The sequence below is a fragment of the Azotobacter chroococcum genome (assembly GCF_002220155.1).
In the GTDB taxonomy this organism is placed as follows: Bacteria; Pseudomonadota; Gammaproteobacteria; order Pseudomonadales; family Pseudomonadaceae; genus Azotobacter; species Azotobacter chroococcum.
Genome location: NZ_CP011835.1, coordinates 2,350,226 through 2,367,460, shown reverse-complemented (window position 1 = coordinate 2,367,460; position 17,235 = coordinate 2,350,226). Strand labels below are relative to the sequence as shown.

Sequence of the window (17,235 nt, the reverse complement as noted above, 5' to 3'; positions counted from 1 at the left end):
ATCCGTTTTCAGCGGGCGCGATAGGTGATGCGTCCCTTGCTGAGGTCGTAAGGGGTCAGCTCGACGCGCACCTTGTCTCCGGTGAGGATGCGGATGTAGTTCTTGCGCATCTTGCCGGAGATATGCGCGGTAACGACGTGCCCGTTTTCCAACTCCACGCGGAACATGGTGTTGGGCAGGGTGTCGACGACAGTGCCTTCCATCTCGAAGCTGTCTTCTTTCGACATTCAATAAAACCCTCGGTATGCAGTGAATGGCCCAACGTAGCTGGCACGCCGAGCAAAACGGCGTGCATTGTGCCTGAAAATGGCTGTTGACGCCAAGGGTTCTCAGGTCAAAGTGACCCAGCGATGATTCACCAACAATTCGAGTGGGCGATATTGGGTCTTGTAGTTCATCTTGCGGCAGTTCTTGATCCAGTAGCCTAGATACACCGCCTGCAGGCCCAAGCGCGCTGCTTCGCCGATTTGCCAGAGAATCGCATAGCGGCCGAGGCTGCGTCGCTCTTCACTTGGATCGTAGAAGGTATAGACCGCTGACAGGCCGTTGGGGAGCACGTCGGTCACGGCGACGGCCAGCAGGCGTCCGGACAGGCGAAACTCATAGAAGCGGGAAAAGGGCAGGTCGCGGACCAAAAAAGTACAAAACTGGTCGCGGTTGGGAGGATACATGTCTCCGTCAGCATGGCGCTGTTCGATATAGCGTGCATATAGCTTGTAATACTCTTCGTTGAAGCTGGGGCGTACGGCTTGCACCGAGAGGTCTGTGTTGCGTTTCAGAATGCGCCTTTGCTGGCGATTCGCCAGGAAGCTCTTGGCCGGGATGCGGGCCGGGATGCAGGCATTGCAGCCTTGGCAATGAGGGCGATACAGGTGGTCGCCGCTACGTCGGAAGCCGAGGTCGGAGAGTTCCGCATAGACGTGCATGTCCATCGGTTGACTGGGATCGAGGAACAGGGTCGTCGCCTGCTCGTTGGGCAGATAGCTGCAGGCGTGCGGTTGAGTGGCATAGAACTTGAGACGAGCCAGCTCGGTCATGATCAACCCCCGGAAAGCTCTTGGCGGGCCGTGATTGTTCAGCGGCACTCATCAAGTGTATGCCAGGCTGTGGGCCTCTACTAGGCGATCCAGTCAGCCGTGCTCGGCTGGTCCAGATAACGCTTCAGATAGTCGGCGAACTCGCTGCGGGAAATGCTGCGGGCACCGAGGCTTTGCAGGTGCTGGGTGGGCATCTGGCAGTCGATCAGCACGAAGCCCCACTGCTCGAGCCGTCTCACCAAGGTCGCGAAGCCGACCTTGGATGCGTTGTCGACATGGCTGAACATGGATTCGCCAAAGAATAGCTGGCCGATCGCCAAGCCATAGAGTCCGCCGACAAGATTGTCGTTCTGCCAGACTTCGACCGAGTGGGCAATGCCGCGGCGATGCAGTTCCCGATAGGCGGCCTGCATTTTCGGCGTTATCCAGGTGCCGTCGGCATAGTCGCGTGGGCCGGCGCAGGCCTGGATCACTGCGGAGAAATCGCGATCCAAGGAGACCTGGAAGCGCTCTTGGCGGAGGATTTTGCGCAGGCTGCGGGAAACATGCAGTTCCTGGGGGAGCAGCACGGTTCGTGGGTTCGGGGACCACCAGAGAATGGGCTGTCCTGCTTGGTACCAGGGGAAGCAGCCGTGCCGGTAAGCCTGGATCAGGCGCTCGGCGGAAAGATCGCCTCCTACGGCCAGCAGGCCGTTGGGTTCGCGTAGGGCTCTCTCCAGGGGAGGGAAGCTCAGGCTGTCGCGTTGCAGACAGGTCAGCATGTTAACGCCGCAGTATGAGTGGAGGGAGGCGGGCCGACGCCCGCCGGGAGTTGCTCAGTTGTCCAGATAGCGCTCGGCGTCCAGGGCGGCCATGCAGCCGGCGCCGGCCGAGGTGATGGCCTGGCGGTAGACATGGTCGGCCACATCGCCGGCCGCGAAAACGCCTTCGATGCTGGTGGCGGTGGCATCGCCCGCGCTGCCGCCCTTGATCGACAGATAGCCGTTGTGCATCTCGAGCTGCCCCTGGAAGAGTTCGGTGTTGGGCTTGTGACCGATCGCGATGAAGACGCCGGTCAGCGCCAGCGTTTCGGTAGCGCCATTCAGGGTGTCCTTCAGGCGCACGCCGGTCACTCCGGAGGCATCGCCAAGCACCTCGTCCGGCGTCTGGTTCCAGTGCAGGCGGATATTGCCGTTCTGTGCCTTCTCGAAGAGCTTGTCCTGGAGAATCTTTTCGGCCCGCAACTTGTCGCGGCGATGGACCAGGTGTACTTCCTTGGCAATGTTCGACAGATACAATGCCTCCTCCACAGCGGTATTGCCGCCGCCGACCACGCAGACCACCTGATTGCGATAGAAGAAGCCATCGCAGGTGGCGCAGGCGGAAACGCCCTTGCCGGAGAAGGCCTCTTCCGAGGGCAGGCCGAGGTACTGGGCCGAGGCTCCTGTGGCGATGATCAGTGCGTCGCAGGTATAGGTCGCGCTGTCGCCGATCAGGGTGAAGGGGCGCTGCTGCAACTTGGCAGTGTGGATGTGGTCGTAGGCGATCTCGGTATCGAAGCGCTCGGCGTGTTTCTGCATGCGCTCCATCAGGCCGGGGCCGGTCAGGCCTTCGACATCGCCAGGCCAGTTGTCCACTTCGGTGGTCGTGGTCAGTTGGCCGCCGGGCTGGATGCCGGTGATCAGCAGGGGCTTCAGATTGGCGCGTGCAGCATAGACGGCGGCAGTGTAGCCGGCCGGGCCGGAGCCCAGGATGATCAGCCGCGAATGCTTGACATCATTCATAAAAAGTCCCCGTAAGCCTTTGTCACAAAAGAAAATGCATGCTCCAATGGAGCAGCATGGGAATGATTGTCGACTATGCTACACCGAAGCATGAGAGGTCGGCAAAAAGGGGGAACAGGCCCGCTGCATGGCATTGGACAGGCAAAATCGTACAATAAGAGGTTCTCAAAGGGCTGGTCTCGCCGTTTCCTTGTGAGGAGCTGCCCGAGCGCACCTGCGACTCGCTGGAGTCAAAGGCACAACCAAAGGCAGGATGAGACGGACGAGGTGAAATCAGGCGGAAGGCGTGGCATATGCCCCTGGTAAATGGGTAGTCTGAGCCTGGTTTCAACGCTGCATGATTGAGCCTGCGGATCTCCAGCCGTCGCTGCCGCACTCTTGGCTCCCGACCGACACGTAACCTGGATGGAACGCGCCGTTGGCGCAGGAAAAGAAGCGTTTTGAAGAACTCCTCTACTAAAGTACGGCTCCCGGCGTGGCAGCAACAGTTGAGCTCCCGCCTCAAGGAAGGTGCCCTGATCGCCCTGAGTGCGTTGTGCCTGTACCTCTGGATGGCGCTGTTGACCTACGATCCATCTGATCCCGGCTGGAGTCACAGCAGCAGCGTGGCGCAGGTGCAGAATGCTGCGGGCCGGGCAGGCGCCTGGTTCGCCGACATCCTGTTCATGGCTCTTGGCTATTTCGCCTATCTCTTTCCCCTGCTGCTGGTGATCAAGACGGCCCAGGTGTTCATGGCGCGTCACGACCCCTGGCCCTGGAGTGGCTGGCTGCTCTCCTGGCGTCTGACCGGTCTGGCGATTTTGATCCCGGCGGGCTCCGCGCTGGCCTACATTCATTTCCATTCGGCCACCGGTCTGCCGGCCTCGGCCGGTGGTGCCCTGGGCGAGGTTCTGGGCAAGCTTGCCCTGGACGCGCTCAATGTGCAGGGCAGCACGCTGGTGTTCCTCTCGCTGTTCCTTTTCGGGCTGACTGTGTTCGCCGATCTGTCCTGGTTCAGGGTCATGGATCTGACCGGCAAGATCACGCTCGACCTGCTCGAGCTGGTGCAGGGAGCCCTCGGGCGCTGGTGGGGGGCCCTGGCCGAGCGCCGCCGACTGGTCGCCCGGTTGCGTGAAGCCGAGAGGCCGCTCAAGTCCCGCGCGGCCGAGGAGCCGCGGGGCGAGCCATTCCGTGTTGTCGAGCCGCCGATCGAGGTGCATGCCAAGCCGGTCAAGCCCGCTGTGCAGCGCCGCAGTGCAGCTGCGGCGGAGGTTCCGGCCAGGTTCCAGCGTCCGCCGGAATCTGCCGTGCCGCGCAAACCACGCATCGAGCCCATGACCGCACAGTCGAGGCCACGCATCGAGCCCGAGATCGCCGCGCCCAGGCCTCATGTCGAGCCTGAGCTTGCTTCGCCCCAACTCCGTATCGAGCCCGAGCTGGTCGCGCCCCAACCACGCGTCGAGCCGGAACTCGCCACGCCCAACAAGCCCCAGCTTCGCAACGAGCCCGAGACGGTCCCTGCCTGGTCCGAGGATTTCGACGAGTTCGACGACCTGCCGCTGGATTTCCAGGAACACGAAGCATTCGAGGCAAGGTTGCCGGCCAGCCTCCCACGCTTCGACGAGCCCAAGTCGCCGGTCACGGCACCCGTACCGGCAGTCGATCCCCGGCCACGCAGCGAGCCGGAGCCGGTCGCGGCCAGACCTGTGAGCGAGCCGGAGCAGCGCCCGGCGCCGGTCATCACACCGCTCTCGGAAACCCTGGCCATGGAGCCCAGGCCGCAACCTGTGCCCGTGTCCGCGTTCCGGGAAAAGCCCGCTTCGTTCGTCAACCCTGCCCTGGAAGGCACCCTGCCGCCGCTTTCCCTGCTGGATGCGCCCGAGCAGAAGTCGCAGAACTACTCGGTCGAATCGCTCGAGATGCTGTCGCGCCTGCTCGAGATCAAGCTCAAGGAGTTCGGCGTCGAGGTGACCGTCGAGTCCGTGCACCCTGGCCCGGTGATCACCCGTTTCGAGATCCAGCCGGCGCCGGGCGTCAAGGTCAGCCGGATTTCCAACCTGGCCAAGGACCTGGCGCGCTCGATGGCGATGATCAGCGTGAGGGTGGTGGAGGTCATTCCCGGCAGGACCACGGTAGGCATCGAGGTGCCCAACGAGGACCGGCAGATCGTGCGCTTCTCCGAGGTGCTGATGTCCACCGAGTACGAAGAAGCCAAGTCTCCGGTCACTCTGGCGCTGGGCCACGACATCGGTGGCAAGCCGGTCATCGCCGACCTGGCGAAGATGCCGCACCTGCTGGTGGCCGGCACCACCGGTTCCGGCAAGTCGGTGGGGGTCAACGCCATGATCCTGTCGGTCCTCTTCAAGTCGACGCCCGAAGAGGCGCGCCTGATCATGATCGACCCGAAGATGCTCGAACTGTCGATCTACGAGGGCATTCCCCACCTGCTCTGCCCGGTGGTGACCGACATGAAGGAGGCAGCCAACGCCCTGCGCTGGAGCGTGGCCGAGATGGAGCGCCGCTACAAGCTGATGGCGGCCATGGGCGTGCGCAACCTGGCCGGCTTCAACCGCAAGGTGAAGGATGCCGAGGAGGCCGGCACGCCGCTCTACGATCCGTTGTACCGGCGCGAGAGCATGGACGATGAGCCGCCGTTGCTGCGGCCGCTGCCGACCATCGTGGTGGTGGTCGACGAGTTCGCCGACATGATGATGATCGTCGGCAAGAAGGTCGAGGAGCTGATCGCGCGCATCGCCCAGAAGGCTCGCGCCGCAGGCATCCACCTGATCCTGGCGACCCAGCGTCCCTCGGTGGACGTGATCACCGGCCTGATCAAGGCGAACATCCCGACGCGTATGGCCTTCCAGGTGTCCAGCAAGATCGACTCGCGCACCATCCTCGACCAGGGTGGCGCCGAGCAGTTGCTCGGCCACGGCGACATGCTCTACCTGCCGCCCGGTACCGGGCTGCCGATCCGCGTGCACGGCGCCTTCGTCTCCGACGACGAGGTGCATCGCGTCGTCGAGGCCTGGAAGCAGCGCGGCGCGCCAGACTATGTCGAGGACATCCTCGCCGGCGCCGAGGAGGGCGGCGGCTTCGAGGGGGGCGGTGGTGATGGCGGCGAAGGCAGCGAGGAGGACCCGCTGTACGACGAGGCAGTGCGCTTCGTGACGGAAAGCCGGCGCGCCTCGATTTCCGCGGTACAGCGCAAGCTGAAGATCGGCTATAACCGCGCGGCACGGATGATCGAAGCCATGGAGATGGCGGGTGTGGTGTCCTCGATGAACACCAACGGCTCGCGGGAAGTGATCGCCCCCGCGCCGGTTCGCGACTGATTTCCCAAGGCTCCCATGAGGATTGTCATGCGCTTTTTCCGCATGCTGTTGCTGTCCGCTCTCACCCTCGTCCTCCTGCCGGTGCAGGCGGACGAGCGCTCCATCCAGCGCCTGACCCAGTTGCTCGACCAGGCGCAGACCCTGACCGCGCGCTTCTCCCAGCTCACCCTCGACGGTTCCGGCACCCAGCTGCAGGAAACCTCGGGCGAGATGGCGCTGAAGCGCCCGGGACTGTTCCGCTGGCACACCGACGCGCCGCTGGAGCAGCTGCTGGTCTCCAACGGCGAGACGGTCTGGCTGTACGACCCGGACCTGGAGCAGGTGACCATCCGCAGCCTCGACCAGCGCCTGACCCACACCCCGGCGCTGCTGCTCTCCGGCGACATCTCGAAGATCGGCGAGAACTTCGAGATCACCCACAAGGAAGCCGGCGGCGTGGTGGACTTCATCCTCAAGCCGAAAGCCAAGGACACCCTGTTCGACAACCTGCGCCTGTCCTTCCGCAATGGCGTGGTCAACGACATGCAACTGATCGATGGCGTCGGCCAGCGCACCAACATCCTGTTCTTTGGGGTGAAGATGAACCAGTCGATCGATACCGCCCAGTTCAACTTCAAGGTGCCGGAAGGCACCGACGTCATCCAGGAGTGATCCGGCCAAGCCCATGGACCTGTTTCGCGCCGATCCTCCTGCCCAGCCCCTGGCCGCGCGCCTGCGCCCGGCCAGCCTGGACGAGTACGTCGGCCAGGAGCATCTGCTGGCCCGCGGCAAGCCGCTGCGCGAGGCGCTGGAGCAGGGCGCCCTGCACTCGATGATCTTCTGGGGGCCGCCCGGGGTCGGCAAGACCACCCTGGCGCGGCTGCTGGCGAAGGTCACCGACGCCCACTTCGAGACGATTTCCGCGGTGCTCGCCGGGGTCAGGGAGATTCGCCAGGCGGTCGAGGTCGCCCGCCAGCAGGCAGCCCAGTATGGCCGGCGGACCATCCTCTTCGTCGACGAGGTGCACCGCTTCAACAAGTCCCAGCAGGACGCCTTCCTGCCCTACGTGGAAGACGGCACCCTGATCTTCATCGGCGCCACCACCGAGAACCCTTCCTTCGAGCTGAACAACGCGCTGCTCTCGCGGGCGCGCGTCTACGTGCTGAAGAGCCTGGACGAGGCAGCCCTGCGCCGGCTGGTCGAGCGCGCTTTGGGCGAGGAGCGCGGACTGGGCGGACGCCGCCTGGGCCTGCCGGAGGAAAGCCTCAAGATGCTGCTGGCGGCAGCCGACGGCGACGGTCGGCGACTGCTCAACCTGCTGGAGAACGCCGCCGACCTGGTCGAGGACGGCGAGGTGATCGGCGTCGAGCTGCTCGGCAATCTGCTGGGCGACAGCCGCCGGCGTTTCGACAAGGGCGGCGAGGCCTTCTACGACCAGATCTCCGCGCTGCACAAGTCGGTGCGCGGCTCGAATCCCGACGCCGCGCTCTACTGGTTCGCGCGGATGCTCGACGGCGGCTGCGATCCGCTCTATCTCGCCCGCCGCGTGGTGCGCATGGCCAGCGAGGACGTCGGCAATGCCGACCCGCGAGCGCTACCCCTGTGTCTGGCGGCCTGGGACGTGCAGGAGCGTCTGGGCAGCCCCGAGGGCGAGCTGGCGGTGGCCCAGGCCATCGTCTACCTGGCCTGTGCGCCGAAGAGCAACGCCGTCTACAGCGCCTTCAAGGCGGCCATGGCCGACGCTGCCCAGCAGGGTTCGCTGGAGGTGCCGCTGCACCTGCGCAACGCTCCGACCAGGCTGATGAAGCAGCTCGGCTACGGCGAGGAATACCGCTACGCCCACGACGAGCCGGAGGCCTATGCCGCCGGCGAGGACTACTTCCCGGAAAGCCTCGAGCCGCGCCGCTACTACCACCCGGTGCCGCGCGGCCTGGAATTGAAGATCCGCGACAAATTGCAGCATCTGGCCGAACTCGACCGCGCCAGTCCGTGGCAGAGGAGAAAGCCATGATCGGCGTGACCCTGGCGGTGGCAGCAGGCGGCGCGCTCGGCTGCCTCTTGCGCTTCGCCGCCAGCAACTGGGTGTCCGCGCACTGGCCGCAGCATTTCTATGCGGCCACGCTGGCAGTCAACATTGCCGGCTGCCTGCTGATCGGCTATCTGTATGGCCAGTTCCTCCTGCGTCCCGAAGTGCCGCTGGCGCTGCGGGCCGGGGTGATCGTCGGTTTTCTCGGTGGCCTGACCACCTTTTCATCCTTTTCCCTCGACACGCTGCGCCTGCTGGAAAGCGGCCAGGCCCCGCTGGCCTTCGGCTACCTGGCGCTCAGCGTGCTGGGCGGTCTGCTCGCCACCTGGGCCGGCCTGACACTCACCAAGCTCTGATCGATAGACGAGAACATCCCATGCTCGACTCCAAACTGGTTCGTACCCAACTGCAGGAGATTGCGGACCGCCTGGCAACCCGTGGCTTCCAACTGGACGTGGCGCGTTTCGAGAGCCTCGAAGCCCAGCGCAAGGCCGTGCAAACCCGCACCGAACAGCTGCAGGCCGAGCGCAACGCCCGCTCCAAGGCCATCGGTCAGGCCAAGTCGCGCGGCGAGGACATTGCGCCGCTGCTGGCCGAAGTCGACCGCATGGGCAGCGACCTGGAGGCCGGCAAGCGCGAGCTGGAGGCCATCCAGGCTGAGCTGGACGGCCTGATGCTGAGCATTCCCAACCTGCCTCACGAATCGGTGCCGGTCGGCGCCGACGAAGAGCAAAATGTGGAAGTGCGCCGCTGGGGCACCCCGCGCGCCTTCGACTTCGAGATCAAGGATCACGTCGCTCTCGGCGAGCAGCATGGCTGGCTGGACTTCGAGACCGCCGCCAAGCTCTCCGGCGCCCGCTTCGCCCTGATGCGCGGTCCCATCGCCCGACTGCATCGGGCCCTGGCGCAGTTCATGCTCGACCTGCACACCGGCGAGCACGGCTACGAGGAGGCCTACACTCCCTATCTGGTGCAGGCTCCGGCCCTGCAGGGCACCGGCCAGCTGCCGAAGTTCGAGGAAGACCTGTTCAAGATCAGCCGCGAGGGCGAGGCCGACTTCTACCTGATCCCCACCGCCGAGGTGTCGCTGACCAACATCGTTTCCGGCGAGATCCTCGACGCCAGGCAACTGCCGCTGAAATTCGTCGCCCACACCCCGTGCTTTCGCAGCGAGGCCGGCGCTTCCGGGCGCGACACCCGCGGCATGATCCGCCAGCACCAGTTCGACAAGGTGGAGATGGTGCAGATCGTCGATCCGGCCAGGTCCTACGAGGCCCTGGAAGAACTGACCGGCAACGCCGAGAAGGTTCTGCAGCGGCTCGAGCTGCCGTACCGCGTGCTGGCCCTGTGCACCGGCGACATGGGCTTCGGCGCGACCAAGACCTACGACCTGGAAGTCTGGGTGCCGAGCCAGGACAAGTACCGGGAGATCTCTTCCTGCTCCAACTGCGGCGACTTCCAGGCGCGGCGCATGCAGGCGCGCTGGCGCAACCCGGAAACCGGCAAGCCGGAGCTGGTGCATACTCTGAATGGTTCCGGTCTGGCGGTCGGCCGCACCCTGGTGGCGGTGCTGGAAAACTACCAGCAGGCCGACGGCTCGATCCGCGTGCCGGAAGTGCTCAAGCTCTACATGGGCGGTATCGAGGTCATCGGCTAGGTCGAGTCGAGCGACACTGAATGCGGGGTGGTTAGGGTCTGTTGACATTTTGGCGTGAGCCGCGTTGCCGCGCCAAATGCCGCCAGGCAAGGCGCGGGTCGCCGGCAATGGTCATTCCCTTGCCAAGACCCGCAACGCCGCATGGCGGCATTTGCCGCGCAACCCGAAGGGACGGGGCCCGTTTGGCGCAGCACGGCGTCGCTCGTCGTTCACTTGGAATGACCAAACTTCTCTCCTCGTTCCTTGTTCTGCGCCAAACGGGCCGCGTCGCGGCCTACGCCAAAACGTCAACAGACCCTGGGGCCACCCCGTTTTGTTTTCATCCGTCGAGAGGCGACCCATGGACTATCTTCCGTTGTTCCACAACCTCAAGGGCCGCCATGTGCTGCTGGTCGGCGGTGGCGAGGTCGCCCTGCGCAAGGCACGGCTGCTCGCCGATGCTGGTGCCGAGCTGCGGGTCGTGGCGCCGCAGATCGAGGCGGCGCTCGCCGAGCTGGTGCGGGAGGGCGGTGGACACTGCCTGATACGGGGCTACGCGGAGGGGGATCTGGATGGCTGCGTGCTGGCCATTGCTGCCACCGATGATCACGGGTTGAACGCCCAGGTTTCCCGCGATGCCCATGGCCGTGGCGTGCCGGTCAACGTGGTGGATTCGCCGGCCCTGTGCAGCGTGATCTTCCCGGCCATCGTCGACCGTTCGCCGCTGCTGGTCGCGGTCTCCAGCGGTGGCGACGCGCCGGTGTTGGCGCGGCTGATGCGCGCGCGGATCGAAACCTGGATTCCGGCCAGCTACGGCCAGCTGGCCGGCTTGGCGAAGAAGTTCCGCGAGCAGGTCAAGCGCCTGCTGCCCAACGTCCAGCAGCGCCGGGTGTTCTGGGAGGAGGTGTTCCAGGGGCCGATCGCCGAGCGGCTGCTGGCCGGGCAGGGCGCCGAGGCCGAGCGGCTGTTCGAGGCCAAGCTCGGCGGTGCGGCGCCCAGGGCGCTCGGCGAGGTCTACCTGGTCGGTGCCGGACCGGGCGATCCGGACCTTCTCACCTTCCGGGCCCTGCGTCTGATGCAGCAGGCCGACGTGGTGCTTTATGACCGCCTGGTGGCCCCGGCGATCATCGAGTTGTGCCGGCGCGATGCCGAACGGATCTATGTCGGCAAGCGCCGCGCCGAGCATGCCTTGCCCCAGGAGCAGATCAATCAACTGTTGGTGAAGCTGGCCGCAGAGGGCAAGCGGGTGCTGCGCCTGAAGGGCGGCGATCCGTTCATCTTCGGTCGCGGCGGCGAGGAGATCGAGGAGCTGGCCGCCCACGGCATTCCCTTCCAGGTAGTGCCGGGGATCACCGCGGCGAGCGGCTGCGCCGCCTATGCGGGCATCCCGCTGACCCATCGCGACCACGCCCAGTCGGTACGCTTCGTCACCGGCCACCTGAAGGACGGCAGCTTCGATCTGCCCTGGGCCGATCTGGTGGCGCCGGCCCAGACCCTGGTGTTCTACATGGGGCTGGTCGGCCTGTCGGTGATCTGCCAGCGGCTGATCGAGCACGGCCGCGCGGCGACGACCCCGGCGGCGCTGATCCAGCAGGGCACCACCCCCCAGCAGCGGGTGATCGTTTCCAGCCTGGCCGAGCTGCCCGCGCGGGTCGCGCAGGAGAAGGTCACGGCGCCGACCCTGCTGATCGTCGGCGAAGTGGTGCAGCTGCGCGACAAGCTGGCCTGGTTCGAGGGCCGGCAGGCCGCCGACTGAGTCCCGTTCCCGGGCTCGGCCGGCGGCCTTCATCCGTCACTTCGAGCGGTCGCGCGCCTCCCAGTAACGCTGCGCCTGGGCGAGGGCTTCCTCGCGCGGCGTGCCGAGGGCGCGCAGGGCCAAGGCCATGGTGCCCAGCACCGCCAGGCGGCCGTAGGCGTCCTCGCTCTCGCCGCGCCAGAAGGCCTGCAGCTGCGCCGGGTCGAGCCGTTCGGGCTTGACGTGGCGCTGGGGAGCCATGGCCGGCCATTCCTCGTCCCAGCTCTCGCCGCCGGCGGTGCCGTACAGGTGGCTGATGGCATCCGGATTGATTTCGATCTCGCCGCCGTCGCCCTTGATCACCACGGCGGTGTCGCCGAGCAGGCGGCTGCCTTCGCGGTGGATGGCCTGGTAGCCGGGATGGAAGATGCTCTGCAGGCTGCAGCGCGCACCGAGCGGGTTGAGCATGCGCGCCAGGGAGTGGATCGGCGAGCGCAGGCCGAGGGTGTTGCGCAGCTCGATCATCCGCTGCAGGTGCGGCATCCAGGCGCCGAGAGGAGTGAAGGCCAGGTTGCGGGCCTGCAGCGCCTGTTCGACCTCGCTCCAGTCATGGCACAGGGGAATCTCCAGCAGGCCGAGCAGCTGCTCGCTGTAGAGGCGCCCGGCGGTATGCGCGCCGCCGCCATGCATGAGGATGCGCACGCCGTTCTGCGCCAGGCATTTCACCGCCAGCAGGTACCAGGGCAGATGGCGCTTCTTGCCGGCGTAGCTCGGCCAGTCCAGGTCCACGGCGAGGCCCGCCGGGGTTTGCAGGCGGGCGCGCACGGCCTCGGTGAAGCCGGCCAGCTCCTCGGCGCTTTCCTCCTTGTGGCGCAGCAGCATCAGGAAGGCGCCGAGCTGGATTTCCTCGGCCTTGCCGTCGAGCAGCATGCCCATGGCCTCGCGGGCCTCCTCGCGGGTCAGGCTGCGCGCGCCGCGCTTGCCCTTGCCGAGGATGCGGACGAACTGGGCGAAGGGATGTTCTTCAGGGGTAACGGTAGTCATAGGCAATTCGTCGGTTTCGGCAGGCCGGCCAGCTTGGCGGCCAGTTTGGCGGGGGTACCCTTGAACAGGCGGTTCAGGTGCAGGCTGTTGCCCTTTTCCGGACCGAGTTTCAGGGCGACGTACTTGATCAATGGGCGGGTCGCCGGCGACAGCTGGAACTGTGCGTAGAAGTCCCGCAGCAGGCGGAGGATCTCCCAGTGTTCGGCGCTCAGCTCCAGCTCCTCGCGCCGGGCCAGGGCCTCGGCGACTTCCTCCGACCAGTCCTGAAGGTCGGTCAGGTAGCCGTCCTTGTCCAGCGCCAGGCTGCAGCCGGCGACGTTCAGCGTGTTCATAGCCAGCCGTTGACCTTGTCGTAGCGGGTGCACAGCTCGACGAAGCCGGGGTAGTCCACCACCTGCACGCGCTCGGGCGCCGTGAGGTTGCGCGCCTGCAGGTCTTCTTCGAGGGCATGGACGGCGACGGAGGCGGGCAGGTGCTCCAGCAGCTCGAGTGGCGCGCTGCCGGGCTGCAGCGCATGGCAGGCGTCGCCGCAGAGCAGCAGGCCGTCGCGAACCCCGAGCGGGCGCAGGGTGCTGTCCAGCGGACTGGTGAGCGGCGATTGGGAAAGCAGGTGCAGGGTCGTCATCAGAGGGTGATCACCAGATCGTAACGGTCGAAGAGGTCGGCCAGCTCCGGCCCTTCCAGCGGAGTGGCCGGCAGGGCCAGGGGCTGGCCGTCCAGGCCGCGCAGGCGCAGGCTCTGGCGGCAGACGTAGAGGTCGTCCACGCCGAACAGCGGCAGGGCCTGCAGGTTGGCGGCGAGGTCCTTCTGCTCGAGGGCGGCGGGCTGCTGGCCGGGCAGCAGCTGGAACACCCCGTCGTCGAGGAACAGCAGGCCGATGGGCAGCTCGAAGGCGCCGCCGGCCAGGGCGATGTCCAGCGCCTCGCGGGCGCCCAGACCGCTCCAGGGGCTGTGGCGGCTGACGATCAGCATCGATTTGGCCATTTCAGACACCTCCGAAGCAGACCAGACGGTCGGCCTGCTGGGCGGCCTCGTGCAACTGGCCGAGGCCGGACAGCTCCCAGGGCGGCGTCACCGCGATCGCCGTGCGGCCATAGCGCTGTGCCTCCTGCGCATCCAGCACGCCGCGGCGCAGGGCGGCGGCGATGCACACCACCGCATCCAGCTTGTGCCGTTCGACGAAAGCGCGCCACTGGGCCGGCAGGTCTAGCTCGTCCTGGGGGGTGACGATGCTGCCGGAGGCGTTGTGCACGCCGTCCTGGTAGAAGAACAGCCGATTGATCTCGTGGCCGCCGGCGAGCACCGCCTCGGCAAAGCGCAGGGCGCGCCGCGAGGAGGGTGCATGGGGCGGGGCGAACAGGGCGATGGCGAATTTCATGGACGGCAGCCGCAGGGAGAAAAAGAAAAATGATACGCCAGAAAAGCGAAAGCCCGCATCGCGCGGGCTTTCGTGAGACCGGGACGGTGATCAGTCGTCGCTGCTCATGATGCCGAAGATCTGCAGCAGGCTGACGAACAGGTTGTAGATCGACACGTACAGGCTGATCGTCGCCATGATGTAGTTGCGCTCGCCGCCGTGGATGATCTCGCTGGTCTGATACAGGATGCAGACCGAGGAGAACAGCACGAAGCCGGCGCTGATCGCCAGTTGCAGGCCGCTGATCTCGAAGAACAGGCCAGCCAGGCTGGCGCCGAGCAGGACGAAGAAGCCGGCGGTGATGAAGCCGCCGAGGAAGCTCATGTCCTTGCGGGTGGTCAGCACGTAGGCGGACAGGCCGACGAACACCAGGGCGGTCATGGCGAATGCCGAGGACACCACCTCGCCGCCGTTGGGCATGCCCAGGTAGCGGTCGAGGATCGGGCCGAGGGTGTAGCCCATGAAGCCGGTCAGGGCGAAGGTGGAGAGCAGGCCCCAGGCCGAGTCGCGCAGCTTCACGGTGAGGAAGAACAGCCCGTAGAAGCCGATCAGGACGACGAAGATGTTCGGATAGGCCACCTTCATCTGTTGCGCCACATAGGCGACCACGCCGCTGAAGGCGAGGGTCATGGCCAGCAGGCCATAGGTGTTGCGCAGGACGCGGCTGACTTCCAGCTGCTCCGCCTGGGCGGTTTGGAGGACATAACTGTTGGGTTCGTGCATGGCACAGCTCCTTGGATCGAGGTTCCGTGATCGATGGCGGAGATCATAGCAAAGGACGCGGTGCTGCCGACCGTCAGAGTTTGACAGTGTGTGTCTTGCCCAGGCTCCCGGATGCCGGCGTGCGGAGGCGGGCGGGGCGCCCGCTCCCTCACTGCGGCTCCTGTTCCTCCTCGCCGTGGGAGAGCTTGCCGTCGTTCGGCGGGGTGTACTTGACCTCCTCGGCCGGCTCGTATTCCGGCATTTGCGGGAAGTCTCCCGGATGGTTCCAGACCACCGGGTCGGGCTGGGGAATATCGGATCGCTGGCTCATGGCTCAATCCTCGCGTCAGGTCCAAGGTCGCCGCGCAAAAGTCCGTGACGGGCGGCATTTCTTCTATAACTCATGGATGGGGGCGCCGGCCGGAGAGTTCCGCCCACGGCCGCACACAGAACTTTTTCCACGCATCCGCCATCGGAAAAAGCATGGCCGGCCAACGCCGACCGTGCCAGTCGCCGGCTTTCCCATGGCTGTCCAGCAGAGGAACGAGCCCGATGTCCAGCTCCCACGAGGCGCGCCAGCCCGGCGTGCATTGCGAGAACCACCGTCCGAACCTGGACGAGGCGCTGCGCCTGCCGCGGATCGCCATCGAACATACCGAGCCGACCCTCGACAACGGTCGCTTCGCCGTCAAGGCGATCGCCGGCCAGCCGGTGGCGGTGACCAGCAGCATCTTCACCGACGGTCATGACCAGCTCGGCGCCGCCCTCTACTGGCGGGCCGACGGCGAGGCGGGCTGGCACCGCCAGAGCATGCGGTTTGTCGGCAACGACCGCTGGCAGGCCGAGTTCACCCCGCTGCGCGTCGCCCGGCATCTGTTCGTGATCGAGGCCTGGTGGGACGTCTACGCGACCTACCGGCACGAACTGCAGAAGAAGCACGCCGCCGGCGTGCCTCTCTCCCTCGAACTGCAGGAGGGCCGCCTGCACCTGCAGCGGGCCGTCGAGCACGGCCAGGGCGAGGTGCGCGCCACGCTGGAGGAGCTTTTGCGGCGGCTGGAGCGGGCCTCCCACACCGAGGCTGTGGAACTGCTGCTCGGCGGCGAGGCCAGCGCCGCCATGAGCGCCGCCGACGCTCATCCCCATCGCACCTACAGCAATGCCTTTCCCCTGGACGTGGAGCGCGAGCGCGCCCTGTTCGCCAGCTGGTACGAGCTGTTTCCCCGCTCGCAGACCGACGATCCGCAGCGCCACGGGACCTTCAGGGACGTCATCGCCCGCCTGCCGGCGATCCACGACATGGGCTTCGACGTCCTCTACTTCCCGCCGATCCATCCGATCGGCCGGCGCTTCCGCAAGGGCCGCAACAACAGTCTGGAGGCCGGGCCGGACGATCCCGGCAGCCCCTACGCCATCGGCGGCGAGGAGGGCGGTCACGAGGCGATCCACCCGCAGCTGGGTTCGCGCGAGGAGTTCCGCGAGCTGGTCGCCGCCGCCGGCGAGTACGACCTGGAGATCGCCCTGGACTTCGCCATCCAGTGTTCCCAGGACCACCCCTGGCTGAAGCGGCATCCCGGCTGGTTCTCCTGGCGCCCGGACGGCAGCATCCGCTATGCCGAGAACCCGCCGAAGAAGTACCAGGACATCGTCAACGTCGACTTCTACGCCGCGGATGCCGTCCCCGACCTCTGGGTGGCGCTGCGCGACGTGGTGCTCGGCTGGGTCGCCGAAGGGGTGAAGATCTTCCGCGTCGACAACCCGCACACCAAGCCGCTGCCGTTCTGGGAGTGGCTGATCGGCGACGTGCGCAGCAAGCACCCGGAAGTGATCTTCCTCTCCGAGGCCTTCACCCGCCCGCCGATGATGCTGCGCCTGGGCAAGCTCGGCTTCTCGCAGAGCTATACCTACTTCACCTGGCGCAACACCAAGGAGGAGCTCGGCGCCTACTTCGCGGAGCTGAACGAGGCACCGGCGAAGTACTGCATGCGGCCGAACTTCTTCGTCAACACGCCGGACATCAACCCCGTCTTCCTGCACAACTCCGGGCGCGCCGGCTTTCTCATCCGCGCCGCGCTGGCGGCCATGGGCTCGGGGCTGTGGGGCATGTATTCGGGCTTCGAGCTGTGCGAGGCGGCGGCACTGCCCGGCAAGGAGGAATACCTCGACTCGGAGAAGTACGAGATCCGCCCGCGGGACTACCTGGCGCCCGGCAACATCGTCGCCGAGATCGCCCAGCTCAACCGCATCCGCCGCTACAACCCGGCGCTGCAGACCCATCTGGGCCTGCAGCTCTACAACGCCTGGAACGACAACATCCTGCTGTTCGGCAAGCGCACGCCGGACCTGTCCAATTTCGTCCTGGTCGCCGTCAACCTCGATCCCTTCCACGCCCAGGAGGCCCATTTCGAGCTGCCGCTCTGGGAGTTCGGCCTGCCCGACCACGCCGCCATGCACGGCGAGGACCTGATGAACGGCCATCGCTGGACCTGGCACGGCAAGATCCAGTGGACGCGCCTCGACCCCGACTATCTGCCCTTCGGCATCTGGAAGCTGACCCCGCCGCACTGAACCGCTGGCATTCAGGA

18 protein-coding genes are annotated in these 17,235 nt (G+C 66.1%); 7 read left to right on the top strand and 11 right to left on the bottom strand.

The genetic code is table 11. The features are described from left to right. Nucleotides 1-8 precede the first annotated feature (8 nt). From infA to trxB, 4 genes are all read right to left on the bottom strand, one after another. A complete protein-coding gene (infA, locus tag ACG10_RS10880; RefSeq protein WP_002553999.1) occupies nt 9-227 on the bottom strand; it encodes a translation initiation factor IF-1 in 219 nt (72 codons plus the stop codon). 102 nt (nt 228-329) lie between these two features. Next, nucleotides 330-1,037: an arginyltransferase gene (locus ACG10_RS10875; RefSeq protein ID WP_039803915.1), complete on the bottom strand. Its 708-nt coding sequence runs from the start codon at nt 1,035-1,037 to the stop codon at nt 330-332. Between the two features lie 80 nt (nt 1,038-1,117). Further along, a complete protein-coding gene (gene aat, locus ACG10_RS10870) occupies nt 1,118-1,798 on the bottom strand; it encodes a leucyl/phenylalanyl-tRNA--protein transferase (RefSeq protein ID WP_089168234.1) in 681 nt (226 codons plus the stop codon). A gap of 54 nt (nt 1,799-1,852) precedes the next feature. Further along, on the bottom strand, nt 1,853-2,800 hold the full coding sequence (gene trxB / locus ACG10_RS10865) for a thioredoxin-disulfide reductase (RefSeq protein WP_039803919.1): 948 nt from the start codon (nt 2,798-2,800) through the stop codon (nt 1,853-1,855). Nucleotides 2,801-3,240: 440 nt separating this feature from the next. Here trxB and ACG10_RS10860 point away from each other — a divergent pair, with 440 nt between their 5' ends. From ACG10_RS10860 to cysG, 6 genes are all read left to right on the top strand, one after another. Next, nucleotides 3,241-6,114, top strand: a complete 2,874-nt coding sequence (locus ACG10_RS10860) for a DNA translocase FtsK (RefSeq protein WP_089168233.1) — start codon at nt 3,241-3,243, stop codon at nt 6,112-6,114. A 27-nt stretch (nt 6,115-6,141) separates the two neighbouring features. After that, entirely contained in the window at nt 6,142-6,765 is a 624-nt protein-coding gene (gene lolA / locus ACG10_RS10855; protein WP_039803922.1) for an outer membrane lipoprotein chaperone LolA, read from the top strand. 13 nt (nt 6,766-6,778) lie between these two features. Next, nucleotides 6,779-8,104, top strand: coding sequence for a replication-associated recombination protein A (locus tag ACG10_RS10850; RefSeq protein WP_039803924.1), 1,326 nt, complete (start codon nt 6,779-6,781; stop codon nt 8,102-8,104). Beyond that, the gene (gene crcB, locus ACG10_RS10845; RefSeq protein ID WP_039803926.1) at nt 8,101-8,475 is read left to right on the top strand and encodes a fluoride efflux transporter CrcB; all 375 of its coding nucleotides are present in this window, start codon (nt 8,101-8,103) and stop codon (nt 8,473-8,475) included. Before ACG10_RS10850 ends, crcB begins: the two co-directional genes overlap by 4 nt. Before the next feature lie 20 nt (nt 8,476-8,495). Further along, nucleotides 8,496-9,776: a serine--tRNA ligase gene (gene serS, locus ACG10_RS10840; RefSeq protein WP_089168232.1), complete on the top strand. Its 1,281-nt coding sequence runs from the start codon at nt 8,496-8,498 to the stop codon at nt 9,774-9,776. A gap of 340 nt (nt 9,777-10,116) precedes the next feature. After that, nucleotides 10,117-11,511: a siroheme synthase CysG gene (gene cysG / locus ACG10_RS10835; protein WP_089168231.1), complete on the top strand. Its 1,395-nt coding sequence runs from the start codon at nt 10,117-10,119 to the stop codon at nt 11,509-11,511. Between the two features lie 36 nt (nt 11,512-11,547). Here cysG and ACG10_RS10830 read toward each other — a convergent pair whose 3' ends face one another. From ACG10_RS10830 to ACG10_RS24125, 7 genes are all read right to left on the bottom strand, one after another. Next, the gene (locus ACG10_RS10830; RefSeq protein ID WP_089168230.1) at nt 11,548-12,534 is read right to left on the bottom strand and encodes a glycosyl transferase family protein; all 987 of its coding nucleotides are present in this window, start codon (nt 12,532-12,534) and stop codon (nt 11,548-11,550) included. Then, nucleotides 12,531-12,866 (bottom strand): TusE/DsrC/DsvC family sulfur relay protein, encoded by a 336-nt coding sequence (locus tag ACG10_RS10825; RefSeq protein ID WP_039803935.1) that lies wholly within the window; start codon nt 12,864-12,866, stop codon nt 12,531-12,533. The genes ACG10_RS10830 and ACG10_RS10825 overlap by 4 nt, the downstream gene beginning before the upstream one ends. After that, the gene (gene tusB, locus ACG10_RS10820; RefSeq protein ID WP_089168229.1) at nt 12,863-13,159 is read right to left on the bottom strand and encodes a sulfurtransferase complex subunit TusB; all 297 of its coding nucleotides are present in this window, start codon (nt 13,157-13,159) and stop codon (nt 12,863-12,865) included. Before tusB ends, ACG10_RS10825 begins: the two co-directional genes overlap by 4 nt. Continuing rightward, nucleotides 13,159-13,518 carry a sulfurtransferase complex subunit TusC gene (gene tusC / locus ACG10_RS10815; RefSeq protein ID WP_039803938.1) on the bottom strand — a complete coding sequence of 120 codons (360 nt, stop codon included), beginning with the start codon at nt 13,516-13,518 and terminating at the stop codon, nt 13,159-13,161. Before tusC ends, tusB begins: the two co-directional genes overlap by 1 nt. 1 nt (nt 13,519) lies before the next feature. Beyond that, nucleotides 13,520-13,912 (bottom strand): sulfurtransferase complex subunit TusD, encoded by a 393-nt coding sequence (tusD, locus tag ACG10_RS10810; protein ID WP_089168228.1) that lies wholly within the window; start codon nt 13,910-13,912, stop codon nt 13,520-13,522. A 90-nt stretch (nt 13,913-14,002) separates the two neighbouring features. Then, nucleotides 14,003-14,674: a Bax inhibitor-1/YccA family protein gene (locus ACG10_RS10805; RefSeq protein WP_039803943.1), complete on the bottom strand. Its 672-nt coding sequence runs from the start codon at nt 14,672-14,674 to the stop codon at nt 14,003-14,005. A gap of 148 nt (nt 14,675-14,822) precedes the next feature. Beyond that, a complete protein-coding gene (locus ACG10_RS24125) occupies nt 14,823-14,984 on the bottom strand; it encodes a hypothetical protein (protein WP_165493833.1) in 162 nt (53 codons plus the stop codon). Nucleotides 14,985-15,205: 221 nt separating this feature from the next. Here ACG10_RS24125 and ACG10_RS10800 point away from each other — a divergent pair, with 221 nt between their 5' ends. Continuing rightward, nucleotides 15,206-17,218 carry an alpha-1,4-glucan--maltose-1-phosphate maltosyltransferase gene (locus ACG10_RS10800; RefSeq protein ID WP_089168227.1) on the top strand — a complete coding sequence of 671 codons (2,013 nt, stop codon included), beginning with the start codon at nt 15,206-15,208 and terminating at the stop codon, nt 17,216-17,218. The last annotated feature ends 17 nt before the right edge of the window (nt 17,219-17,235 follow it).

Coding starts and splice junctions, on each gene's coding strand:
- ACG10_RS10800 (WP_089168227.1), top strand. CDS start 15,206: ATGTCCAGCTCCCACGAGGCGCGCCAGCCCGGCGTGCATTGCGAGAAC.
- ACG10_RS10825 (WP_039803935.1), bottom strand. CDS start 12,866: ATGAACACGCTGAACGTCGCCGGCTGCAGCCTGGCGCTGGACAAGGAC.
- ACG10_RS10830 (WP_089168230.1), bottom strand. CDS start 12,534: ATGACTACCGTTACCCCTGAAGAACATCCCTTCGCCCAGTTCGTCCGC.
- crcB (WP_039803926.1), top strand. CDS start 8,101: ATGATCGGCGTGACCCTGGCGGTGGCAGCAGGCGGCGCGCTCGGCTGC.
- tusC (WP_039803938.1), bottom strand. CDS start 13,518: ATGGCCAAATCGATGCTGATCGTCAGCCGCCACAGCCCCTGGAGCGGT.
- tusD (WP_089168228.1), bottom strand. CDS start 13,912: ATGAAATTCGCCATCGCCCTGTTCGCCCCGCCCCATGCACCCTCCTCG.
- ACG10_RS24125 (WP_165493833.1), bottom strand. CDS start 14,984: ATGAGCCAGCGATCCGATATTCCCCAGCCCGACCCGGTGGTCTGGAAC.
- ACG10_RS10850 (WP_039803924.1), top strand. CDS start 6,779: ATGGACCTGTTTCGCGCCGATCCTCCTGCCCAGCCCCTGGCCGCGCGC.
- lolA (WP_039803922.1), top strand. CDS start 6,142: ATGCGCTTTTTCCGCATGCTGTTGCTGTCCGCTCTCACCCTCGTCCTC.
- ACG10_RS10805 (WP_039803943.1), bottom strand. CDS start 14,674: ATGCACGAACCCAACAGTTATGTCCTCCAAACCGCCCAGGCGGAGCAG.
- infA (WP_002553999.1), bottom strand. CDS start 227: ATGTCGAAAGAAGACAGCTTCGAGATGGAAGGCACTGTCGTCGACACC.
- aat (WP_089168234.1), bottom strand. CDS start 1,798: ATGCTGACCTGTCTGCAACGCGACAGCCTGAGCTTCCCTCCCCTGGAG.
- ACG10_RS10875 (WP_039803915.1), bottom strand. CDS start 1,037: ATGACCGAGCTGGCTCGTCTCAAGTTCTATGCCACTCAACCGCACGCC.
- trxB (WP_039803919.1), bottom strand. CDS start 2,800: ATGAATGATGTCAAGCATTCGCGGCTGATCATCCTGGGCTCCGGCCCG.
- serS (WP_089168232.1), top strand. CDS start 8,496: ATGCTCGACTCCAAACTGGTTCGTACCCAACTGCAGGAGATTGCGGAC.
- tusB (WP_089168229.1), bottom strand. CDS start 13,159: ATGACGACCCTGCACCTGCTTTCCCAATCGCCGCTCACCAGTCCGCTG.
- cysG (WP_089168231.1), top strand. CDS start 10,117: ATGGACTATCTTCCGTTGTTCCACAACCTCAAGGGCCGCCATGTGCTG.